This window comes from Gluconobacter morbifer G707, from assembly GCF_000234355.1.
Taxonomy (GTDB): Bacteria; Pseudomonadota; Alphaproteobacteria; order Acetobacterales; family Acetobacteraceae; genus Gluconobacter; species Gluconobacter morbifer.
On the sequence record NZ_AGQV01000005.1, the window covers coordinates 81,257 to 101,649 of the forward strand.

18 protein-coding genes are annotated in these 20,393 nt (G+C 61.7%); 8 read left to right on the top strand and 10 right to left on the bottom strand.

Features of this window, described 5'->3' with window-relative positions; translation table 11 throughout:
• Genes GMO_RS07930 through GMO_RS07940 form a run of 3 tightly spaced genes read right to left on the bottom strand, consistent with a single transcriptional unit; the run spans position 1 to position 1,875 of the window.
• Positions 1 to 441: a PTS sugar transporter subunit IIA gene (locus GMO_RS07930; protein ID WP_008851830.1), complete on the bottom strand. Its 441-nt coding sequence runs from the start codon at positions 439 to 441 to the stop codon at positions 1 to 3.
• Entirely contained in the window at positions 438 to 1,391 is a 954-nt protein-coding gene (rapZ, locus tag GMO_RS07935) for an RNase adapter RapZ (protein WP_008851831.1), read from the bottom strand. The genes GMO_RS07930 and rapZ overlap by 4 nt, the downstream gene beginning before the upstream one ends.
• Positions 1,392 to 1,401: 10 nt before the next feature.
• Positions 1,402 to 1,875, bottom strand: a complete 474-nt coding sequence (locus GMO_RS07940) for an HPr kinase/phosphorylase (protein ID WP_008851832.1) — start codon at positions 1,873 to 1,875, stop codon at positions 1,402 to 1,404.
• A gap of 130 nt (positions 1,876 to 2,005) precedes the next feature.
• On the opposite strand from GMO_RS07940, the gene GMO_RS07945 reads away from it, so the two are divergent.
• Together GMO_RS07945 and GMO_RS07950 are read left to right on the top strand one after the other, a co-directional pair.
• Complete coding sequence (locus GMO_RS07945; protein ID WP_008851833.1) at positions 2,006 to 2,356, top strand: RidA family protein; 351 nt, start codon at positions 2,006 to 2,008, stop codon at positions 2,354 to 2,356.
• A gap of 171 nt (positions 2,357 to 2,527) precedes the next feature.
• Positions 2,528 to 2,902 carry a UrcA family protein gene (locus tag GMO_RS07950; protein WP_008851834.1) on the top strand — a complete coding sequence of 125 codons (375 nt, stop codon included), beginning with the start codon at positions 2,528 to 2,530 and terminating at the stop codon, positions 2,900 to 2,902.
• Positions 2,903 to 3,054: 152 nt separating this feature from the next.
• Here GMO_RS07950 and GMO_RS07955 read toward each other — a convergent pair whose 3' ends face one another.
• Together GMO_RS07955 and GMO_RS07960 are read right to left on the bottom strand one after the other, a co-directional pair.
• Positions 3,055 to 4,887: a stimulus-sensing domain-containing protein gene (locus GMO_RS07955; RefSeq protein ID WP_040508795.1), complete on the bottom strand. Its 1,833-nt coding sequence runs from the start codon at positions 4,885 to 4,887 to the stop codon at positions 3,055 to 3,057.
• 69 nt (positions 4,888 to 4,956) lie between these two features.
• Positions 4,957 to 5,703, bottom strand: a complete 747-nt coding sequence (locus tag GMO_RS07960; RefSeq protein WP_008851836.1) for a response regulator transcription factor — start codon at positions 5,701 to 5,703, stop codon at positions 4,957 to 4,959.
• A gap of 209 nt (positions 5,704 to 5,912) precedes the next feature.
• On the opposite strand from GMO_RS07960, the gene GMO_RS07965 reads away from it, so the two are divergent.
• The 5 genes from GMO_RS07965 to infC all read left to right on the top strand — a co-directional run bounded on the left by GMO_RS07965 (position 5,913) and on the right by infC (position 11,339).
• On the top strand, positions 5,913 to 6,542 hold the full coding sequence (locus tag GMO_RS07965; RefSeq protein ID WP_040508706.1) for a nucleotide exchange factor GrpE: 630 nt from the start codon (positions 5,913 to 5,915) through the stop codon (positions 6,540 to 6,542).
• A gap of 106 nt (positions 6,543 to 6,648) precedes the next feature.
• A complete protein-coding gene (locus tag GMO_RS07970; RefSeq protein ID WP_008851838.1) occupies positions 6,649 to 7,557 on the top strand; it encodes a glycosyltransferase family 9 protein in 909 nt (302 codons plus the stop codon).
• Positions 7,554 to 8,606, top strand: coding sequence for a glycosyltransferase family 2 protein (locus GMO_RS07975; protein ID WP_008851839.1), 1,053 nt, complete (start codon positions 7,554 to 7,556; stop codon positions 8,604 to 8,606). The genes GMO_RS07970 and GMO_RS07975 overlap by 4 nt, the downstream gene beginning before the upstream one ends.
• A gap of 115 nt (positions 8,607 to 8,721) precedes the next feature.
• Positions 8,722 to 10,653 (top strand): threonine--tRNA ligase, encoded by a 1,932-nt coding sequence (gene thrS, locus GMO_RS07980; RefSeq protein ID WP_008851840.1) that lies wholly within the window; start codon positions 8,722 to 8,724, stop codon positions 10,651 to 10,653.
• Between the two features lie 164 nt (positions 10,654 to 10,817).
• Entirely contained in the window at positions 10,818 to 11,339 is a 522-nt protein-coding gene (gene infC / locus GMO_RS07985; RefSeq protein WP_008851841.1) for a translation initiation factor IF-3, read from the top strand.
• Positions 11,340 to 11,496: 157 nt separating this feature from the next.
• Here the strand turns inward: infC and GMO_RS07990 are convergent, their stop codons facing one another.
• Entirely contained in the window at positions 11,497 to 13,044 is a 1,548-nt protein-coding gene (locus GMO_RS07990; RefSeq protein WP_040508707.1) for a tetratricopeptide repeat protein, read from the bottom strand.
• Positions 13,045 to 13,284: 240 nt separating this feature from the next.
• Between GMO_RS07990 and putA the strand changes: the two genes are divergently transcribed.
• Complete coding sequence (gene putA, locus GMO_RS07995; protein ID WP_008851843.1) at positions 13,285 to 16,926, top strand: bifunctional proline dehydrogenase/L-glutamate gamma-semialdehyde dehydrogenase PutA; 3,642 nt, start codon at positions 13,285 to 13,287, stop codon at positions 16,924 to 16,926.
• A 7-nt stretch (positions 16,927 to 16,933) separates the two neighbouring features.
• On the opposite strand, the gene GMO_RS08000 is transcribed toward putA, so the two are convergent.
• From GMO_RS08000 to GMO_RS08015, 4 genes are all read right to left on the bottom strand, one after another.
• The gene (locus tag GMO_RS08000) at positions 16,934 to 17,827 is read right to left on the bottom strand and encodes a hypothetical protein (protein WP_008851844.1); all 894 of its coding nucleotides are present in this window, start codon (positions 17,825 to 17,827) and stop codon (positions 16,934 to 16,936) included.
• A 63-nt stretch (positions 17,828 to 17,890) separates the two neighbouring features.
• On the bottom strand, positions 17,891 to 18,592 hold the full coding sequence (locus GMO_RS08005) for an SIMPL domain-containing protein (protein ID WP_008851845.1): 702 nt from the start codon (positions 18,590 to 18,592) through the stop codon (positions 17,891 to 17,893).
• Positions 18,589 to 18,930, bottom strand: coding sequence for a hypothetical protein (locus tag GMO_RS08010; protein WP_008851846.1), 342 nt, complete (start codon positions 18,928 to 18,930; stop codon positions 18,589 to 18,591). Before GMO_RS08010 ends, GMO_RS08005 begins: the two co-directional genes overlap by 4 nt.
• Positions 18,931 to 18,988: 58 nt before the next feature.
• A complete protein-coding gene (locus tag GMO_RS08015) occupies positions 18,989 to 20,383 on the bottom strand; it encodes a sensor histidine kinase (RefSeq protein ID WP_008851847.1) in 1,395 nt (464 codons plus the stop codon).
• Positions 20,384 to 20,393 lie beyond the last annotated feature (10 nt).

A 20,393-nucleotide genomic window follows, 5' to 3' on the forward strand; every position in this document is an offset into this window, starting at 1 on the left:
TCAGTGAACCGGCAGGATGCAGGCTCGTGGACCGCCATGCAGGCAGGGATCGGGAAGCTGCGAAGCCACCGCGATATATTTCCGTCCCGCGATGGTCGCCTTGTCCACGCAACCTGCCAGATCAAGACAGGCCCGCGTCTTGGCGAGCTTGACCAGCATCGGCACATTGACGCCAGAGACCACTTCCACCCGCCCTGGCTCCCGGAGCGAAAGGGCAAGATTAGAAGGAGAACTGCCAAAAATATCCGTCAGAACCAGAACGCCATCACCCGTATCGAGCCTGTGCAGAAGACAGTCCGCGCCGGGGCGGAGGACGGCCGGGTCATCGTCATCACCTACGCCGACGATTCCGATCTGGGACTGGGGTCCGGCAACATGCTCCATTGTCTCCAGCAGGACGTCCCCGAGGCGACCATGCGTAACGAGCATCAGTCCGATCATGCTTTACTGTCCTGTGGAGGAACGGCCCAGCGCCAGGACGCCAAGCCTTTGCGGGCGAGTTCACGGTGAAGGACCATCATGGGTCCGACAGGGGCGGTCTGCGGCAGAATGCGCGCCAGTTCCTCGATGATGGTCACGGAACGGTGGCGGCCACCGCTGCACCCAACGGCGATGGTGGCATATTTCTTGCCTTCCCCGACAAATCTCGGGAGCACAAGATCGAGAAGACTGTGAACATGGCTAAAAAAGGCTGGATAGGCCGGATCTTCCTTGACGTACTGCACAACGGCTTCATCCAGACCTGTAAGGGGCTGGAGATAGGCATCATAATGTGGATTGCGCAGAAAACGGGCGTCGAAGACCATATCTGCTTCCCGCGGGAGACCGGACGGATAGGCAAAGGACATCAGCGCGACCGTCAGTCCATCCGCCGTTTCGCTGCCAAAGCGCGTCTCGATCAGCTGGCGCAGTTCGGGAGCAGGAAGATCGGATGTGTCGATGACAAGATCGGCACTGGCCCGAAGCGGGGTCAGAAGTTCGGTTTCCTGCTCGATTCCGGGAAGAATTGTGCCGCTGCTGACCAGCGGATGGCGCCGTCGGGTTGCGGTGAAGCGGCGCAGAAGCACCTCGGGTTCCGCCGTAGCATAGAGAAGCTGGACGGTTGTGCCGGGAACGAGCTTGAGTCGCGTCACATCCTCAAGAACCCTGTGGGCTTCAAACCCCCGGCTTCGGACATCAATCCCAATGGCCAGTCGCGGACCGGAACGTGTGAGCAGCGCTTCAAGCAGGTGCAAGGGCGGGTTGTCCACAACCTCGTAGCCCAGATCCTCCAGAACCCGCAGAATGGATGATTTCCCCGCGCCGGACAGGCCTGTGACAATCAGAACGCGTCTCGGTCCGGGACCGTATCCTGATGAAGGCGCAGACTCGGGGGCGTTCGCCACTGTCATGTGCCTCACTCTAGCCCTTTTTCGTTTCGCACGGAACCATTTCATCAGAGTGCGAGTCTGCCATATCGCCACCCGCTCCGGCGACCCAGCCATACGTTCCATCGACGGCACGCAGGGCGGCCCTGATGCGGGCTACGACGCCCGGAAAACCCGGGTCCAGACGCAGAACGACGCAATCACTTCCGGGCTCGGGATCGGGCTCAGGCAGACGGGGGCCGTTTTCCCCCAGATGAACCTTCAGCCGGACAGGTACTTTTATGACAAAAGGTGTCCGAAGGATGCCGACACCCCGCACCTCGATGAGTCCCGCCAGTCGCCTCGGGGCAGACGCGACAGAGTCGTCCAGCATGACCCTGTCATCCGCGACAAGCTGGAATCCGGCATCCATCAGCCGCAGGGCAAGATCGGATTTGCCTGCGCCCGGCGGCCCCAGAAGGAGGACACCCATCCCGTTCCATGCCACGCAGGAAGCGTGGATCGTCATGGGTTCGGGCAAATTCTCGTTCGACCGTGGGGAACAAGGCACAGATTGCGACCTTTTCGTGACAGGACTAAGAGTCAGATCGCCTGCGCGACCGACAGGCCCAGACCGATGCACCGGGAATCACTGACATATGGGCATTTCCCCCACATATGAAACCATCACGCGGCACGGCGATGAAGTCATCTGTACCGATTTCAGCGGTCTTGACCCGCAGGGCGAGCGTCCTCAGCGCCTTTCCGAAGAATGTCAGGCCGCACTGGATGCCATAGGGCGGGCGCTGGCTAAGCATGACCTTACCCTGGGCCATACTCGTCACGTCGCGGCAATGCTGCGCGAAGGAGATGCTTTCGGGCAGTGTCAGGCCATTCTGGACCAGGCGCTTGCAGCGTCCCGGCCCATCATGACACTGCGGATCGTGAAACGTTTTCCGCTCGCCGGACAGCGCATCGCTCTCAGCGTCGCAGCCAGTCCGCACGCGTAATAGGCATAAAAGATCATTCCGTGGTGTATTATGCCATTTTTGGTGAAATATCTCTTTAAGGTTGCTTTTTTTCTAAAAGAAAGCGGCTTTCGAGCAGGTTTGGCACGCTTTCTGCTTTGAAAGAATCCAGGTGGCACGACCACCCGATTTCTCTTCAGGAGCGCCTCTACCATGTCCCGTCTTTTCCCTGTCGCCGCCGCCCTTCTGCTGACTGGTCTGCCTTTTGCTCCTGTCTTCGCACAGGGCGTGGACACATCTGACTCTGCCTTCACTCTTAGCAAGCGGGTAGACATCTCCGGGCTGGACCTCACCCGTGAACAGGACTGGCGAATCGCTGCACGACGTGTAGAGACGACCGCGCAGAATATCTGCCAAACTCTCGCGACGCCGCAGGCCGATACCTTCTACGACATCGAGGCCTGCGCACAGGACGCCCGCCAGAACACGTTCCGGGATCTGCGTGACCTGCGGGAATACCAGCAGGACAGCCATCGTCGCGGGCATGTCATTCTGGCGGGAGACACCGATGGAACACCGCGGCTCTAACGGAGGGATTCTGCATGTCTCTCCACCCGCTGGCGATTCTCTCGCTTGCTCTGCCTTTCTCGGCCAGCCTGCTGCTCTGTCTGCCCTTTCCGGACAGACAGATGCCGGACATTCCCGTTACCGGGTTTTCGGAACACGCCTGTCAAAAAATATCAGGATGCCTGCGGCAGCCGCACGACAAAACACGCTCCGCGGATCTCACCGCCCGGACCGTGGATGTTCTCGGCGAAGAGACTTCCCCGCAACGCATGGACAATCTGACGGCTGATGGCCAGTCCAAGGCCGGAGTGCTGGCCGAAATTCTCGGCCTTCGGTCGCTCTGAATAAAAGCGGTCGAAAATGCTTTCCAGTTTGCCGGGGGGGATACCGGGGCCCTGATCGCTGATGGTGATTTCCACCACGCTCCCCGTTCCTGAACCCAGCCCCTCGATCTCGCGGGCGCTGGCATGAAGGGCGATTACGCCGTGTGGTGGCGAGAACGAGACGGCATTGCCGATCAGGTTCCGCAGGACCTGAACCAGCCGGTCTTCCACCGCGAGCGCCTTCAGGGGCGGGTCCTGTTCACGCACGTCCAGCCGCAGGATCGGATCGTCCTCGCGTCGCGTCGTCTGATGCATTTCCGCCAGAATGGACAGAAGCGCCACCACCGCCACGGGTTCGGGACGAACACGGGACAGCTCGGCGTCGATCCGGCTTGCATCGGAAATGTCAGTAATTAGGCGATCCAGCCGCCTGACATCACTGCTGATGATACCCATCAGTCGATCCCGCCGCTCTCCATTTTCAATTCTGGGCAGGGTCTCGATGGCGGAGCGGATGGACGAGAGCGGATTCTTGATCTCATGGCTGACATCGGCTGCGAATCGTTCGATGTCGTCCATTCTGGCCCAGAGCGCCAGCGCACTCCCCCGCAGGGACCGGGCGAGAATGCCGATCTCGTCCCGCCGGGCCAGAAGCCGCTCGGAGACGAGATCATTGCGACCATCGGTCTCGCGCATGTCGTTTGAGGCCCGCGCCAGCATTAGTAGCGGACGGGCGATCGTCAGCGACAGATACCAAGACAGCAGGACCGTCACGACCAGCGCCGCCAGAACGAGCGACAGGATCGAGGACCGGACCTCGAACAGCGTCCGGTCCACTTCCGGGGCATGGCGGGTCAGCTGGATTTCACCGACCGTCTGCCCGTCATGAACCACCGGCTCGACCACTGTCACCACGAGCTGATGATCCCTGGTACGGCGGATATAGGGCGGCAGTTCCGACTGTGGCCTGAGCGGCTGGGCATCCTGCGGGCCTTCCAGCGCAGTGTCGGACGTATCAAGCGTCACGACGCCTTCACTGGAGGTCAGGGGAAGAAAGGACAGGAGCCAGTCGTAAAACCGCTGGAGTACGTTACGATGCGGTGGCTGCCAGGCGCCGTCCGTGATCGGGTCCGGCCTGGGCACGCCCTTCGGAACTCGCGGTCCGGTCCGGCTGTCGGCCACGAGCTTTCCGTCAGGATCGAACAGAAGTGCGTGGGCGTTGGGGCTCGGTTCGGTCAGGCTGGCCAGAAGCGGCCGGGCCTTGGCGGCGTCAAGCATCAGGTCACCGCCTGGGGCAGGATGCCCGCCCCGGGCGCCCGGGGCAACACGCACGGTGTCCTGCCCAATGGCGCCCGCGTAGATATGGGCCTGTTCACGCAGGGCATTAACGTCCGTTTCGAGCAGACCGTTCTGAAACTGGTCAAGAAACAGCAGCGTGATGGCGAGCAACACCAGCGGCAGCGCATTCAGGAGCAGAATCCGGATCAGAAGCGGAGATGCCTTGCGCCGGGAAGACAGGGACGCGGAAGGCGGCCTGGCCCGTTTCAGGAACCGCTGGAACAGTGTGCGCAGGAACCGCCCCGCCGTATGACGGCGCGAGCCGGCCCGCCGCCGCTCACGGCCCTGCGCCAGACGCTCGGCGTCCAGCGCCTCGGTATCATAAGCGGCGGGGGGAGGCGGAATGTGACCACCATCAGGACGTTCGTCCTGCGGCCAGCCCTTTCCGGAGGGATAGGATCCCGTCACGCAGCGTTACTCGTCCCGGTAACGGTAACCGATTCCATAAAGCGTCTCGATCTGGTTGAAGTCGTCATCCACCTGCCGGAACTTCTTGCGAACGCGCTTGATGTGACTGTCGATCGTGCGGTCATCAACATAGATGTTGTCACCATAGGCGGCGTCGATGAGCTGATCGCGGGATTTCACCATGCCGGGCCGCTGCGCGAGCGCCTTGACCAGAAGGAATTCCGTCACTGTCAGGGCGATGTCGCGCCCGTCCCACAGGCACTGATGGCGCGTCTCATCCAGCGAGAGCTTGCCACGGATAATGGCGGAACTGACGGCGGCCGTGCCGGTGGCTTCGGCGCGGCTGGCGTCCTGACGGCGCAGGAGCGCGCGGATGCGTTCGATCAGCAGTCGCTGGGAAAACGGCTTGGTGATGTAGTCATCCGCTCCGAGGCGCAGGCCCATGAGCTGGTCCAGTTCCTCATCCTTGGAGGTGAGGAAAATCACAGGCAGATGCGAACGCGCCCGCAACCGCTGGAGCAGTTCCATGCCGTCCATGCGGGGCATTTTCACGTCAAGCACCGCCAAGCTGACCGGCCGCGAGGTAATGCCCTGAAGCGCACTTTCGCCATCCGTATAGGTATGGACGATGAAACCTTCGGATTCGAGCGTCATCTGCACGGAGGTCAGTATGTTCCGGTCGTCATCCACCAGCGCGATGATGGGGGCGGCAACCGGGGAGGCCACGGGCTGGGAAGCAGCCGTCGGCGGCATGGTGGGGGTTCGGGGCGTCTCCATAAGGGGTCCGTCTGCTGAAGGCTGAGGCGTGTTGGAACTATAGCTCAAGAAGCGGCTAGGTCAGAAAATAGGCATTTCAATGACATCCCGCGCGGTTGCAACCCTTGTCTTTAAGACAATCAGCGTTATCTCCTGAAAGAGAACGGGGCCGCGTGACGGCCCGTCCCATAGCAAAAGGTCGTGACATGACAGACCACAAGGCATCACCGGAAGCGGTCAACGATGCGCCTGATCAGGGCGTCGAGACTCCCGGCATGAACGAAACCGGCGGCGAAACGGTGGATGAGACCACCCCGGAAGCCCGCATTGAGGCCCTCGAAGCCGAAGTCGCGGAACTGAAGGACCGCTGGGTCCGCTCGGAAGCGGAGAACCAGAACATCCGCACCCGCGCCAAGCGTGACGTCGAGGATGCGCGCCAGTACGCCATTCAGAAATTTGCCCGCGACGTGGTGGAAGCCGCTGAGAACCTCCAGCGCGGACTGGCCTCCATCCCGCCGAAGACGGAAGGCGAGGACACGCTCATCACCAAGCTGCGCGAGGGCATCGAGGGTACGGAACGCTCTTTCCTCAACATCCTCGAACGCCACGGTATTACCTGCGAGGACCCGACAGGCAAGCCGTTTGACGCCAACCTGCATCAGGCGATGGCCGAACAGCCGTCCGACCAGCATCAACCGGGCCATGTCATGCAGTCCTGGACGCCGGCGTGGCTGCTCAAGGGACGCTTGCTAAAACCGGCAATGGTCGTCGTCGCCAAGGGAACGCCAGAGGCCAGCGCCGCCAGCACATCCCCGGGCCTCAACACGACGGCCTGACATCCTGCCCCATGGAATTTCCCTTTCCCCAAGGAAAGGGGATTTCTTTTGCGGAACACCGCTCTGACCAGTTGGCGCGCCGCCACAGCCTGCTACAACAGGTGGCATGAGCCGCATTCTTGTCATAAAGCTTGGCGCGCTGGGTGATTTCATTCAGGCATTCGGTGCTTTCGCATCCATCCGGGCTGCTTTCCCTGACGCCTCCATCACCCTTCTGACTACGCAACCCTTTGTGGATCTGGCCTTGGCCTCCCCGTGGTTCGACGATGTCATGGTCGATGACCGTCCGTCCCTGTGCAGGCCACTCGGGTTGTGGCGTCTTTCACGCAAGCTGCGGGGATTCGATCAGGTATTCGACCTCCAGACCTCCGGCCGCTCGAAAATCTATTACCGTCTCGCCGGAAAGCCGCGTTCATGGTCGGGCATTTCTCCCGGATGCGATCTGCCGCACGCCAATCCGTCGCGCAATGACATGCACACTTTAGCGCGGCTGGATGACCAGCTTCGGGCCGCGGGCGTGCCGTCCCTGCCTCGGACGGTTCCGGACTGGCTGAAAGGCGCAGGCCCCGAAATTGCGGGCCGTTATGCCGTTCTGGTTCCCGGCGCTGCGCCACATCGCCCCCAGAAACGCTGGCCCGTATCACGCTTCGCGGATGTAGCGCGCTCACTGGAAGCCCGTGGCATCCGCCCCGTCATTATAGGCGGTGCCGAAGAGAAGCCGCTGGCGTTGGCCATCATTCGGACCTGCCCGGACGCGCTGGATCTGACAGGCAAGACGACTCTGCCTGAACTCGCAGCTGTTCTGGATGGGGCGGAAACAGTGATCGGAAACGATACGGGGCCGATGCATCTGGCCGCTGCGATGGATACACCCATCATCGCCCTGTTTTCCTCTGCCAGCGATCCGCGTCTGACGGCTCCCCTCACTTTGTCAGCAGACCGGACCGAAATCCTGGTCGTCCCCGATCTGGCGCTGCTGCCGGCGTCCCGCGTGGAGGCACTGCTGCCGGTATGACCGTCATCCGCTGCGTGACCATGCAGAAGAACGAGGCGACGCTTCTCGAACCCTGGATCCGGTGGCATGCAGCGATTTTCGGCCTCTCCAACCTGACGGTCATTGATAACGGCTCGACAGACCCGGTAGTTCTGGACATCCAGAACCGTTATGAGGCGCAGGGACTGACGGTCATCCGGGAGTTTCCCGAGCGCGAGCATTTCCTGCACAAGGGCGACGTCATCACGCGGATCATCCGGCGGTGGGATGCTGGCAGGGCCTGTGATTTTGCCGTGCCGCTCGACTGCGACGAGTTCATGGCCGTTTTCCTGGACCAGCTTTCAGTTGATCCCGCCATCATCCTTGCAGAATTCGAACGCCTGAAACACGAGAAGGCCACGCTCCTCACGGACCGGCTGCTCCTCAATGTTCCTAGTGCGCCGAACTATTACGGGCCTCAGATCGTCCGTCGCTGCCTGTTCCGGGCCGGAACGATCCGCAGCCTCGACCGCGGCTTCCACGACCCGCAGACCATCCATCGTCAGCGCTATATCCAGACCGCCTTCGTGCATATCCATCTGCACAACCGTCCGGACTACGAGGACATCCGCCGCTTTGCCCGGCAGAAGCTGGACCCGTCCGGAACAGGCCCCCGTCCCGTTCATGCACAGGACGGTGCGCATCTGCGATACTATTTCCATGCCAGTGCGAAAGAGTTCCTGAACAGCTACCGTCACACGCCGGATCTGTATGCGCCCGTCATCGCGGAACGCTTTCAGGAACTGGGCCTTGCCGTAGAGCCTTTGCTGGGCACCGGTCCGGTGCCGGAACCTGCCTTGAATCTTGCCGCCCGGTTTGCGGCTCATCGGTTCCTCGATACACCGGCACGTCACGAATATGTCGCGTTCGATCCGGTTTTCTACGCACAGGCCAACCCCGATGTGATGGCTGATCCGCATTACGGGATCTGGCCGCTGATCCATTTCATGGAAGCCGGCTGGCAGGAAGGCCGGGCGCCCAATCCCGCCAATTTTCCTCCGCTTGTACTCCAGACCCCGCCAGAAGGCTGAAAAACCGTATTCCTTTGATGGGAAGGGGTTGCGAGCCGTCCCGGATTAGGGCCATTTACCCGCTGTCTTTTTCCGGCAGAGGGCTGCCGGAACCACTCGCAGAGGAGCGATCTCCATGCCCGCCATCACACTCCCCGACGGAAGCGTCCGCACCTTCGACGGGACCGTGACGGGCACGACCATCGCGGCCTCCATCGGGCCGGGTCTCGCCAAGGCTGCCCTTGCGATGGACGTGAACGGCAAGCTCGTCGATCTCGATACCCCGATTTTGGAAGATGCCACCGTCAGGTTCATCACGAAAAAGGATGAAGCGGCACTGGAAATGATCCGCCATGACGCGGCGCATGTTCTGGCGGAAGCCGTCCAGTCTCTCTGGCCGGAGACGCAGGTCACGATCGGACCGAGCATCAAGGATGGGTTTTATTACGATTTTTCCCGCGAGAAGCCGTTCACGCCGGAAGATTTCGACGCCATCGAAGCCCGGATGCGCGAAATCGTCACCGCCAACGCCCCGTTTAAGCGCGAAGTCTGGAACCGTGACGACGCCATCCGGTTCTTCGAGGAGAAGGGCGAGAACTTTAAGGCCGAGCTGATCCGCGATCTCCCGGAAAACGAGGAAATCTCGATCTATCGTCAGGGTGAATGGCTTGACCTGTGCCGTGGCCCCCACCTGCGCAGCACTGCCGATGTCGGGACCGCTTTCAAGCTGATGCGCGTGGCAGGTGCCTACTGGCGCGGAGACCACCGCAACCCCATGCTGACCCGCATTTATGGCACCGCCTGGCGGGACAAAAAGGAGCTGGACGCCCATCTGTTGCGTCTGGAAGAGGCAGAGAAGCGCGATCACCGTCGCATCGGCCGCGAGATGGATCTCTTCCATACACAGGAAGAGGCGGTCGGACAGATTTTCTGGCACTCGAAAGGCTGGCGCCTTTACACGGTGCTTCAGGAGTACATGCGCCGCGCCCAGACACGCAACGACTACGAAGAAGTGCGTACGCCGCAGCTCGTGGATCGTGCCCTGTGGGAAGCCTCGGGACACTGGGACAAATACCGCGAGAACATGTTCGTCGCGACAGTGGAGGACGAGGACAAGACCCTTGCCCTTAAGCCGATGAACTGCCCATGCCATGTGCAGATCTTTCGCCATGGCCTCCGGTCTTACCGTGAACTGCCGCTGCGCATGGCCGAGTTCGGAGCCTGCCACCGGTATGAGCCGTCCGGCGCGCTGCATGGCATCATGCGCGTCCGTGGCTTCACGCAGGATGACGCGCATATTTTCTGCACGGAAGACCAGATTGCGGATGAAACCGCGAAATTCGTGCGGATGCTGGATGAGGTTTACAGGGACCTCGGATTCGAGAGTTTTCGCGTAAAGTTCTCCGACCGTCCGGAAACGCGCGCGGGCGACGATGCGACCTGGGACCGGGCGGAAGGCGCGCTCAAGAAAGCCTGCGAAATCGTAGGTGTGGATTATGAACTGAATCCCGGCGAAGGTGCATTTTACGGTCCGAAGCTGGAATTCGTCCTGACGGATGCCATCGGACGGGACTGGCAGTGCGGCACGCTTCAGGTCGATTACGTCCTGCCGGAACGTCTGGATGCGTCCTATATCGGAGAGGACAGCAACCGGCATCGCCCGGTCATGCTGCACCGCGCAATTCTCGGGAGTTTCGAACGCTTTATCGGCATCCTGATCGAGCAGTATGCAGGCAAGTTCCCACTCTGGCTGGCACCGACGCAGGTTGTGGTGGCCACCATCGTTTCCGATGCCTCGGACTATGCCCATGAGGTCGCAAAGACCCTCAAGGCCGCGGGGCTTCAGGTCGAAACCGATGTCCGCAGCGACAAGATCAACGCCAAGATCCGCGAACACAGTCTGGCACGCGTTCCGGTCATCCTCGTGGTCGGACGCCGGGAGGCGGGGGAACGCAAGGTCGCCATGCGGCGTCTGGGCGGGGCTGCACAGGAAATCCTGTCTCTCGATGACGCCGTGAAGACCCTGAGGGACGAGTCGCTTCCACCCGATCTGGCAAGACTGACATAGGATTGAGTGTAATCCCCTTGCACCGGAAGGTATGCAGGACTATTTGCAGAAGTAACGGGATCGATTTGGCCGCATCCCGCCTTTCATCATGAAGGCGGGTGACACTTTTCGGCTCGGTCCCCGTTGGAAACTGATGACAGGAGCTGACCATAGCTAGACCGCCGATGCAGGCCGCGCCCACCCGTGAAGGACCGCGCGTCAACGATGAAATCCGTGTTCCACAGGTTCGTCTGATTGACGAAGCCGGCGAAATGATTGGTGTCATGTCAACACGTGACGCCCTGAACCGCGCTTTCTCGGCTGGGCTTGATCTGTTGGAAATCAGCCCGACTGCCGTTCCGCCTGTCGTCAAGATTCTTGACTATGGCAAGTTCAAGTATGAACAGCAGAAGAAAAAGAACGAGGCCCGGAAGAAGCAGAAGGTTATTGAGATCAAGGAAGTGAAGGTTCGTCCCGGAACGGGCGAGCATGATTTCCAGACGAAACTCAAGGCCATCAACACCTTTCTGGACGAAGGCGACAAGGTCAAGGTTTCCCTGCGCTTCAAGGGCCGTGAAATGGCCCATCAGGAACTGGGTATCAGGATGATGGAACGCATCCGCATTGAGGTAGAAGAGAAGGCAAAGGTCGAACAGATGCCTCGCCTCGAAAACCGCCAGATGCTGATGGTTCTGGCTCCGCGCTGAACGCGGCGTCCGATCATCCTGACGCATACTGAAAAAAAACCGGCGCTCCCGTCCCGGAACGGAGCGTCGGTTTTTTTATGCCTGTTCTCTTTCGGGCCGCTCTCCAGCTGGAAAAAACATCATTCCATGGGAAGCGCCCTGCGATTCGGGAACAGGCTCAGGCCGCTTCGGTCTCCTGATGGGCGCGATAGATCGCAACGAGTTTTCGCAGCATTTCCGCTGCGTCCACAGCAACACTCTCCCAGTCTCCAGAGACCGGCTGATGGAAGATACGCATGGTAGGATACCAGGGCGTAAGGGTCTGTCTTTCGCCCCAGCGCCAGCATGCGTCCGCACGCGACAGCATCCAGACCGGGCGCCCGAGCCCTCCGGCCAGGTGGACCATGGATGTATCCACACTGATCAGCAGGTCGACACCGTAAAGCCGCGCCGCCGTATCGGCGAAATCAGTGATGCCGTCCGTTGCATCGTATAGAGGAAACCCCGTCTCCGCGATCTGATGTCTGGGAGCCCCCATCTGAAAACTGGCAAACCGGACCCCATCCACGGCAAAGAGTGGGGCCAACCGGCTAAGGACCACACTGCGACGGCGATCCGTCTGAAAGGCGCGTTGGTCATGCGGCCGCGGATCACCGCCCCAAACAAGCCCGACCGTAAGATCAGGCCGTGCCTGTCCCGCCGTCAGAGCCTGCCGCAACGCACCACCCTGCCGGACCTGCTCCTCCAGCGGGGCAGACAGGTAAGGCAAGGAAGAGAGGCGTGATGGATCGATTTTCAGCCGCAGGGGCAGGCTGAGCAGCGGAACATGGTAATTCGGCTTCAGGAACGACTCCCGCGTGGCCGTGACTTCCGTAACGCCCTGCACGCGTTCCATCAGCCGCTTCAGGGGCAGCGGAACCTGAAGGGTGACCTTCGCCCCTTTCCCGGCCAGCATCCGCACCAAACGGACGAACTGAAGCGTATCGCCATAACCCTGTTCATGATGGACGAAAATGGTCTTCCCGCGGAGGGATTGCCCCTCCCATAACGGAACGGCGAGATCCAGACGCGGCATCTGGCATGCTCCCCAGCGCCACTCATATTCCGCCCAGCCCTCCCGGAACTGACCGGCCCGCAGGAACGCCGTCGCCCGCCCGAACCGGACAGTCGCGTTCCCGGGATCAATCTGAGTGGCCTGGTCATAACAGGCCAGAGCCTCCCCGGAGCGGTTCATGCACTGAAAGGCATGGCCCAGATTGTTCAGGGCACTGGCATCCCCTGGGCGGAGTTCGAGAGCCGAGCGTGCCAGACAGGCCGCCTCTTGGAACGCGCCCTGACGGGAGAGAACCATGCTGAGATCAATCCTGTAATCAGGGTTTTCTGGTGCCAGGGCGATGGCGCGTCGCAGAGCGTCCGCGCCGTTGTCCAGATCGCCGATGTTAAAGAGGGTGATGCCCAGCCGGTGCCAGCTCCGATGTGCCTCCGGAGCCAGAACCACACAGCGGCTGAAAAACGCCGCCGCCTGTTCCCAGGCTTCATACCGTTCATACAATCCACCTACCAGAAAGGTCGCTCCTGCCGTATCCGGCATGCACGGTTCTGTCTGGAGCAATTCTTCCAGAGCCTGCGACCGCTGCTGCGGAGCGGTCAGACTCATGATGTGTCTGATCCGTGCGATGAAAGGGGCATCGGAAAGCAGACTCGGGGACGATGCGGGGGGGGTCATGGCGGACTCCTCTTTCCTTCCGGGAATAAGGAAGTATCTTTTAAGAAAAGCCTAAGATTGCGTTCGAAAGCCCATGTTTCCGCCCTTTACCGCCTGCAGTACTGCCCCGTTTCCCAAAGACCGCATAAAATAAATCCGCTTTCTTCACCCTGACAGGGTGTTCTCGGGCAAGGCTTGCGCTAAGACGCCCGTGTTCTGTCACAGAACCTGTTCAGGGTTCTGGCCGTCTGGAATGGACCCATGCCCCATTCATCTCCATCTCCCCGGCCCCGGCCGCTCCGTGCCTTTTCCCGCCTGCTTCAGTCACGGGCGCCACGCTCGGCCCGGCGGGACGCCATTTCCGCGGCGCATTACCGACCGGAAGCGGAATGCATCGAAGCTCTGCTGCCGAAAGCGCAGCTGACGCCCGAACAGGACCGACAGGCATCCGAACTGGCCCGGACTTTGGCACAGAGCCTGCGCCGGATGCCAGCGGGTAGCGTAGAGAGCCTGCTTCACAGTTTTCCAATTGCCTCGCCGGAAGGAACCGCCCTTCTGACGCTGATGGAAGCGTTCCTACGTGTGCCTGACACCCCGACGCGGGACGCCCTGATCCGGGACCAGATCGGCCAGACGGACTGGAGCCGTTATACGGGCTGGCAGCGCTCCCCGCTGGTCAACACCATGGCCCGGAGCATGACGCTGGCAGCCAAGCTGAGGCAGGCGAAAGGGTTCAGTCTGCGTAGGCTGACGCTCCAGACGAGCGCGCCCATGATCCGGCGCGGACTGGACAAGGCGCTTCATCAGGCGGGTAACGAATTCATTCTCGGCTCCGACATCGGAGTAGCCCTCAAGGCGTCCCAGCCACGCGAAAAGGATGGGTTCACCTTCTGCTACGAGATGGAGGTCTGCACTGCCCTGATGGCAGATCAGGCGGCACAGGCCCTCACCACCTATGAAGAGGCGCTAGAAGCGCTGGGCCGTCATGCCGGCGTGACGGGGACACTTTACGAGCGGCCATCTCTCTCGATCCGTCTTCCGGCTCTGCATCCCCGGTTCGGGCGGGCACGACGGGAACGTGTGATGGCAGAACTGTTTCCCGTTCTCCACAGATTGATCGGCCGGGCGCGACAGCTCGATATCGGGGTGGTTCTTTCCTGTGAGGACAGCACGCATCTGGAACTGACGCTCGATCTGTTCGAGGCCCTGTGCGGACAGCCGGAAGTGGAAGGCTGGAACGGGCTGGGGCTTACGCTCCAGGCCTATGACCGCCGCACGCCGGCGATTCTGGATTTCCTGATCGATCTTGGCCGCAGAACCGCACGGCGCATTATCGTGCGGCTCGTGAAAGGCGCATGCTGGGATTCGGAAATCCGCCGCGCCCAGCACGAGGGGCTACCGGATTTCCCGGTCTATACGCGCCGTTGTCATACGGATCTGGCCTATCTCGTCTGCGCCCGCACCCTTCTGGGTGCGCTGGATGCAGTCTATCCGCGCTTTGCCACCCATAATCCCCGCACGATCGGCCATCTTCAGGCGCTCGCAGGCCAACAGGAAGCCGGAAGCTACGAGTTCGAATGTCTCAACGGCACGAACATCATTCCGCTTCTGCGCCAGCAGGGCCTGAATGTTCCATGCCGTCTCCATGCGCCCGTCGGCCCTCATGACAGGCTTCTGCCCTGTTTCGTGCGGCATCTGCTGGAAAATGGCGCCACGTCCCTGATCCTCAACCGTGATGCGGACCCAGCGGCCACGATCGAGGCGCTGACGCTTGATCCCGTGGAGGCCGTTCGGGCCATCCGTCCGACCGAACGCGCCAGCCGGGCCATCCGGGCGCCAGCGGATCTCTTCGCGCCCGGACGCCGCAACGCCAGTGGATACGACCTGTCGGACGAGGCCTGCCTGCGGGCGCTTCAGAATGCATTGAAGGATGAGATTCCCTTCCTTGAGGCGGGGCCGCTCACGCCGGATGCTCCTTCCTCTCCGCGTCTTCCCCGGACGCTGTGCAACCCCGCCGATCGCAATGACGTGCTTGGCAACGTGGTGGAAACAGATGGCCCGACCCTTCTGGCAGCGCTAGACACCGCCGGACGGGGCCAGCCGGGCTGGGCCGCCCGGTCCCGTGAGGAGCGCGTCCGGATCCTTCAGGCGGCAGCGGACCGGCTGGAAGCGGATATCTTTACCCTGATGGCGCTTCTGGTGCGCGAGGCGGGCAAGACCTTCCCCGCGGCACTGGATGATGTCCGGCGTGCGGTCGATTTCATACGCTATGACGCCGAATCCCTTCAGGATCAGGATCTTTCCGGTATGCCGCTGGGTCTGGTCGCCTGTATCAGCCCCTGGTGCAGTCCGCTGGCGGCGTTCGTGCAGCAGGTGACGGTAGCTCTGGCAGCGGGCAATGCCGTTCTGGCCAAGCCAGCGGAAGAAACGCCATTCATTGCCTTTCATGTTGTCCAGCATCTGCTGGCGGCCGGGATTCCGGCGGATGTACTGCATTTCTTGCCGGGGAACGGATCGGTCGGGGAGCAGCTGGTCGCGGATCCCCGCATTGACGCCGTGATGTTCACCGGCTCGACCCCCGTGGCCAAGGCCCTCTCGCGGCAGGTTTTCGACCGCAGGAGCCGAACGGGACTGCGGATGCCACTGATCGCACGGGCAGGTGGTCAGAATGCCATGCTGGTGGACAGTTCCGTCCAGCCGGAGCAGGTGGTGCAGGACATCCTGACCTCGGCGTTCGACTGCGCCGGACAGCACTGCTCCTCCCTGCGCATCCTGCTGCTTCAGGAAGACTGTGCCGATGAGGTGCTGTCCCTTCTGCGGGGCGCGATACAGGAACTGTCCCTTGGTAATCCGGTGCATCTCTCCACGGAGATGGGGCCGATCATCTCTCCCGAGGCGCAGACAGAGGTGGAAGACCACATCAACATGATGCGCCGTGCCGGGCGGCCTGTCTGGTCTCCCGAGCTTGGGGAAAACTGCCTGTTCGGAAATTTTCTGGCCCCGACCCTGATCGAGATCGGGCGTGTCGCGGATATTCCACAGGAAGTCTTCGGACCGGTCCTGCATATCCGCCGCTTCGCCCGCTCGGAGATGGATGGCGTGATCGACGCGGTCAATTCAATGGGCTATCGCCTGACCTTCAGCGTACAGTCCCGCCTTACCTCAACGATCGACCGCATCACACACCGGATCCAGGCCGCCAACATCTTCGTCAACCGTCCCATGACCGGAGCAGTCGCCGGGTCCCAGCCTTTTGGCGGAAACGGCATGTCCGGTAACGGCCCCAAGGCGGGCGGACCCCTTGCCCTGCGGCGTATGGTCGCCAAGGCCGGGAACTGGAGACTGCCCGAAGACGGACAGCCGGGAAAAATTCCGGGACGCGCCAGGGGACTGGTGGCGTTTCTGGAAAGCCGGGACGCCGTCTCGGCACGTCGCATCCGGCAGGACATCAGCCATGAACTGACGGGCGCCGTACTGAACCTGCCTGGCCCTTCGGGGGAGATCAATACTCTCACGCTGGCGCCTCGCGGAGCCATCCTGTGCGCAGGTGAGAGCTGGCCTGCCATCCTGCGGGCAGTGGGTATGGCTCTCGGGACCGGAAATACAGCGCTGGTTCTGGGGCCGGATCACGCCCTGGAATGGATGCAGCGCCTCCCGCAGGGGCTGGCGGACGGTATCCAGCGCGTCGATCCGGGGGCACTGCCCGAATGCGCGGCACTGCTCATGGAGCCCACATCCGCCCTTGCCCGACAGGCCGCCAGTACGCTGACAAACCGGGAAGGCGCGATCGTGCCGATCTATTGCCTGAACGACGTGCGCCCGGAATGGCTGCTGGAAGAACGCGTCATGACGGTCAACACGGCCGCGCTTTGTGGTGATCCCACGCTGATGACACTCGCCTAGCCCGGGATCAGCGGATCAGCGTGCGGGTTACGGATCCGGTGACCAGTTCGCGGGTAGTCCGGGCTTCCTCGTTCAGGTCCATCGTATAGACGGCGTGAATGATGGCGTCGTCCATCGGGGTCAGGGTGAAGGGACCTGACTGGACCTGCCGGTTATGGATGAAAGCGCCAAGAACGGTGTCCCTGCTGTCATAATCTTTCAGAACAGGGTCCAGCAGCGCCACCATTTCCACGTATGAGAAGATGGACGACCATGATGCGCCTGCCATCTTCGACAGATCGACGATAACGACCATGTATTTCAGGTCCTCACGCGTCTCCGGATCCAAGAACGTCGTGTTCAGGGGCTGGGAAAGATATACGACACCACTGCCTCCGGGTACAATCATGGGCGGCACGCCATAGGCATCCTCGACGCCGACATCCGCGAACCAGCGGACCGGATAATCCCGGCGCAGGGCGGCAATGATTTCCTTTGAGGGACGATCGCCGTTGGTCCAGAAACGCGGATCAGTATCCAGCCCCTGCATCAGGGAAGGGTCCCGTTTCAGGATCCGGTCCACGAGAGGAGTGGCCTGTGTGGTGACGAACACCATGAGATGCGAAAAACGGCAGGAGAATTTCGCTGTCACACCAAAGCGGCTGAACGTCGCCGTCATATGCTGGCGGAACTGCTGTTCTGTCGGGGCGTCCAGTCCCTTGAACTCCGTACAGACCGGCATGTTCCAGCGTGGTACCTGATGTCCTGGCGGCGGGGTCAGGACCTCCCTGACGGTACGGTCAACCTGTTCGGACCGGTATCCACGCACCACCATCCGGTCTCCACCACGGTCTTCGCCGAAGGCGGTCTGCCCCATGGTGAAGACCAGCAGGAAGAGGGCTGGAAAGAAACGTCCGATCATATTTCAGAATCGTAACACCCCTCTCCCGCAGCAGAAAGATATATCCTTCCGCCAGATCTTCCCTCAGGGAGCCAGTTCGGCCTGCACGGACACGTCCACCCGGATCGTCTGTTCCTCCAGTGTCCGCTGCGGAGCGGGGCCTGCATCCGCCATGCGTGCCATCATCATGAGCGGACGCGGCCCGGGTTCGTTGGAAGAGACCCGCACCTGCTTCAGGCGCAGGACATGCAGCCCCAGCGTTTCGGCGCTTTCCGTCGCCTGGGGACGAACCTTGCGCAGGGCTGTCGTCCGGGCCTGCTGAAGAAGCTGTTCGCGCGTATGGGCATCGAGGGACCAGTCCAGCCCTTCCAGCATCAGGCCCTGCGCCTGCAATGCACCGGCCAGAGACAGGAGCCGCACGGAATCTGTCCCGCTCAGCTGCATCTCCTGACGTGCGGTCCAGCGGGACGTTCCGTGGTCGAGCGTGATCTGCGTCATGGAATATCCACCTGCCCGGGCCTCGACGCCATCCTGTGCGGATGCGGTCTGAAGCGCCTTGGCCATCCGGGTATTCAGCGCCTTCTGGGCCTCGGCGGCAGAGGAGCTGTCCTGCTGGCCTGAAAGCCGGACTGTCAGTAGCGTGGGCAGGGCGCGGGCTTCCCCCGTGACGGAGAAATCAAGTTCGGTGACGCTGGAAGCTGGCATGTCTGCTGCCCGTGCTGGAGAAAGAAACGGCGTTCCGGCAATGAGCGCGAACGCAAGAGCGGAGGGAAGAAGCCGTTTCATAATTTTTCCTGACCGTGTTCCAGAAGGATCAGCGCCCGGCGCAGACGTTCAATCCCGGCGCGGACATGATTTTTCGCACACAGGAGATCACCTTCGCGGCGGAGATGCCGGGCATCTTCCATCGCCCCCAGCGAAACGGCATGAGGGGTAGCAAGGTGCCTGTCCACGCTCTCCTTCAGGCGAAGGCAGTATTCCATGCTGTCCGATGTCACGGAAATGACGCCATCCGTCCGGCTGACGGGAAGAGGCGTGACGGGATGCACGACAGGCGCGGCAGCCAGACAGCCCATCAGGCAGATCACCGAAACAGTAACGGGAGAGATCAGAAACGGACGCATTAAAAGTACTTTGCCACAGGACAGCTAATCCCAGAGTGAGAGCCGCATGAAACTTCCGTCATGCGATGTCTTTTCCGGTCGCGGCGACAGGCAGAAACAGCGTCACGAGCAGGCCCGGCTCTCCGGCGCGCAGCTCCATGCGGCCGCCATGCAGGCTGACGACCGCCTGCACCAGTGCCAGTCCCAGCCCCGCTCCGGGTGTATTGCGAGCGGCATCTGCTCGGAAAAACCGTTCTGAAGCGCGGCTCATGTCTTCCGCGCTCATGCCAGGCCCCTGATCCGCGACCGTAATGGCGATCTGTCCGTTCTGCATCCGTGCGGACAGCGTGATGACGCTGCCCGCCGGGGCAAACTTGATGGCATTGTCCAGAAGGTTCACCACGGCCTGCTGCAACAGGTGGGGATCTCCGTTCACGGGCTGCAATGGCGCAATCTCGAGTGCAAGGACAATCCCCGCTTCCTCGGCGGAAGCTTCGTACAGTTCTCCCAGCCCTGTCAGGAGCGGCGCGATGTCCAGAACCGTGAAGGCCGCCCGGCGGGACCCCGCTTCAAGCTGCGCAATACGCAGAAGGGCCTCGAAAATGGACGTCACATGATCTAGGTCCACGACTGCGCGATCGATGGCGGCATGAAGTTCCTCCATCGAGGTGGCAGTGAGGCTCGCATCCTCCAGCCGCGCGCGGGCACGGGTGATCGGGGTTCGCAGGTCATGGGCGATGGCGTTGGAGACCTGACGCACGCCGTCCATCAGACGGTCGATGCGCTCCAGCATCGTATTGACGGTTTCGGCTACAAGGTCAGTCTCATTGCCGGTCAGGGGAATGCGGCGGCTGAGGTCCCCCTGCGCCACAGCGGAGGTCGTGCGCGCGATGGAACGGACCACCTGACGGAAGATGCGCCGGACCGCCAGCGCACCACCCGCCGCCAGCATGGAAACCATGATCCAGGCCCAGATCAGCGTATCGGTCAGGACGTGCCGGACTAGCTGCCGCCCGCGCACATCTCTGCCAACGATGAGATGGAACCCGCCCGACAGGTCATAGGCGTGCATCTTCGCATTGGTGCGGAAGCCTTCCCGGCGGATGGCAAGTTCATAAAACCGGTCCCGACTCGTGATGACCACGGGCCAGCCGGGCAGGTTTCCGGCATATTTCCGGCCTTCCGGCCCGATCAGGAGGTAAAGTTCGTCGTCCTCGACGTTCTGATCCAGCCGGTCCTGAATGGCCATGAGGAGGGCCGCCGGACCGCCATCGGCCCAGCGATGGGCCAGATCGTTGGCGTCCACTTCTACTGCTGCCTCGACCTGCCGGTCGAGTTCACCCGTGGTGTTCCACCAGATGAAGGACAGGAACAGCCCCGCCGAGATCACGAAGACCAGCCCGTAGGCCAGGGCGAAGTTCACCCCGGCGGACCGGACCGGCCATCGCAGGCGTTTCCTCAGGCGGGAGAACACGCTCAGAATC

Coding starts and splice junctions, on each gene's coding strand:
- GMO_RS07945 (WP_008851833.1), top strand. CDS start 2,006: ATGGGCATTTCCCCCACATATGAAACCATCACGCGGCACGGCGATGAA.
- GMO_RS08000 (WP_008851844.1), bottom strand. CDS start 17,827: ATGATCGGACGTTTCTTTCCAGCCCTCTTCCTGCTGGTCTTCACCATG.
- infC (WP_008851841.1), top strand. CDS start 10,818: ATGCAGGCCGCGCCCACCCGTGAAGGACCGCGCGTCAACGATGAAATC.
- GMO_RS07950 (WP_008851834.1), top strand. CDS start 2,528: ATGTCCCGTCTTTTCCCTGTCGCCGCCGCCCTTCTGCTGACTGGTCTG.
- GMO_RS07975 (WP_008851839.1), top strand. CDS start 7,554: ATGACCGTCATCCGCTGCGTGACCATGCAGAAGAACGAGGCGACGCTT.
- GMO_RS07965 (WP_040508706.1), top strand. CDS start 5,913: ATGACAGACCACAAGGCATCACCGGAAGCGGTCAACGATGCGCCTGAT.
- putA (WP_008851843.1), top strand. CDS start 13,285: ATGCCCCATTCATCTCCATCTCCCCGGCCCCGGCCGCTCCGTGCCTTT.
- GMO_RS07930 (WP_008851830.1), bottom strand. CDS start 441: ATGATCGGACTGATGCTCGTTACGCATGGTCGCCTCGGGGACGTCCTG.
- GMO_RS07970 (WP_008851838.1), top strand. CDS start 6,649: ATGAGCCGCATTCTTGTCATAAAGCTTGGCGCGCTGGGTGATTTCATT.
- thrS (WP_008851840.1), top strand. CDS start 8,722: ATGCCCGCCATCACACTCCCCGACGGAAGCGTCCGCACCTTCGACGGG.
- GMO_RS07990 (WP_040508707.1), bottom strand. CDS start 13,044: ATGACCCCCCCCGCATCGTCCCCGAGTCTGCTTTCCGATGCCCCTTTC.
- GMO_RS07940 (WP_008851832.1), bottom strand. CDS start 1,875: ATGACGATCCACGCTTCCTGCGTGGCATGGAACGGGATGGGTGTCCTC.
- GMO_RS08010 (WP_008851846.1), bottom strand. CDS start 18,930: ATGCGTCCGTTTCTGATCTCTCCCGTTACTGTTTCGGTGATCTGCCTG.
- GMO_RS08005 (WP_008851845.1), bottom strand. CDS start 18,592: ATGAAACGGCTTCTTCCCTCCGCTCTTGCGTTCGCGCTCATTGCCGGA.
- GMO_RS07960 (WP_008851836.1), bottom strand. CDS start 5,703: ATGCCGCCGACGGCTGCTTCCCAGCCCGTGGCCTCCCCGGTTGCCGCC.
- rapZ (WP_008851831.1), bottom strand. CDS start 1,391: ATGACAGTGGCGAACGCCCCCGAGTCTGCGCCTTCATCAGGATACGGT.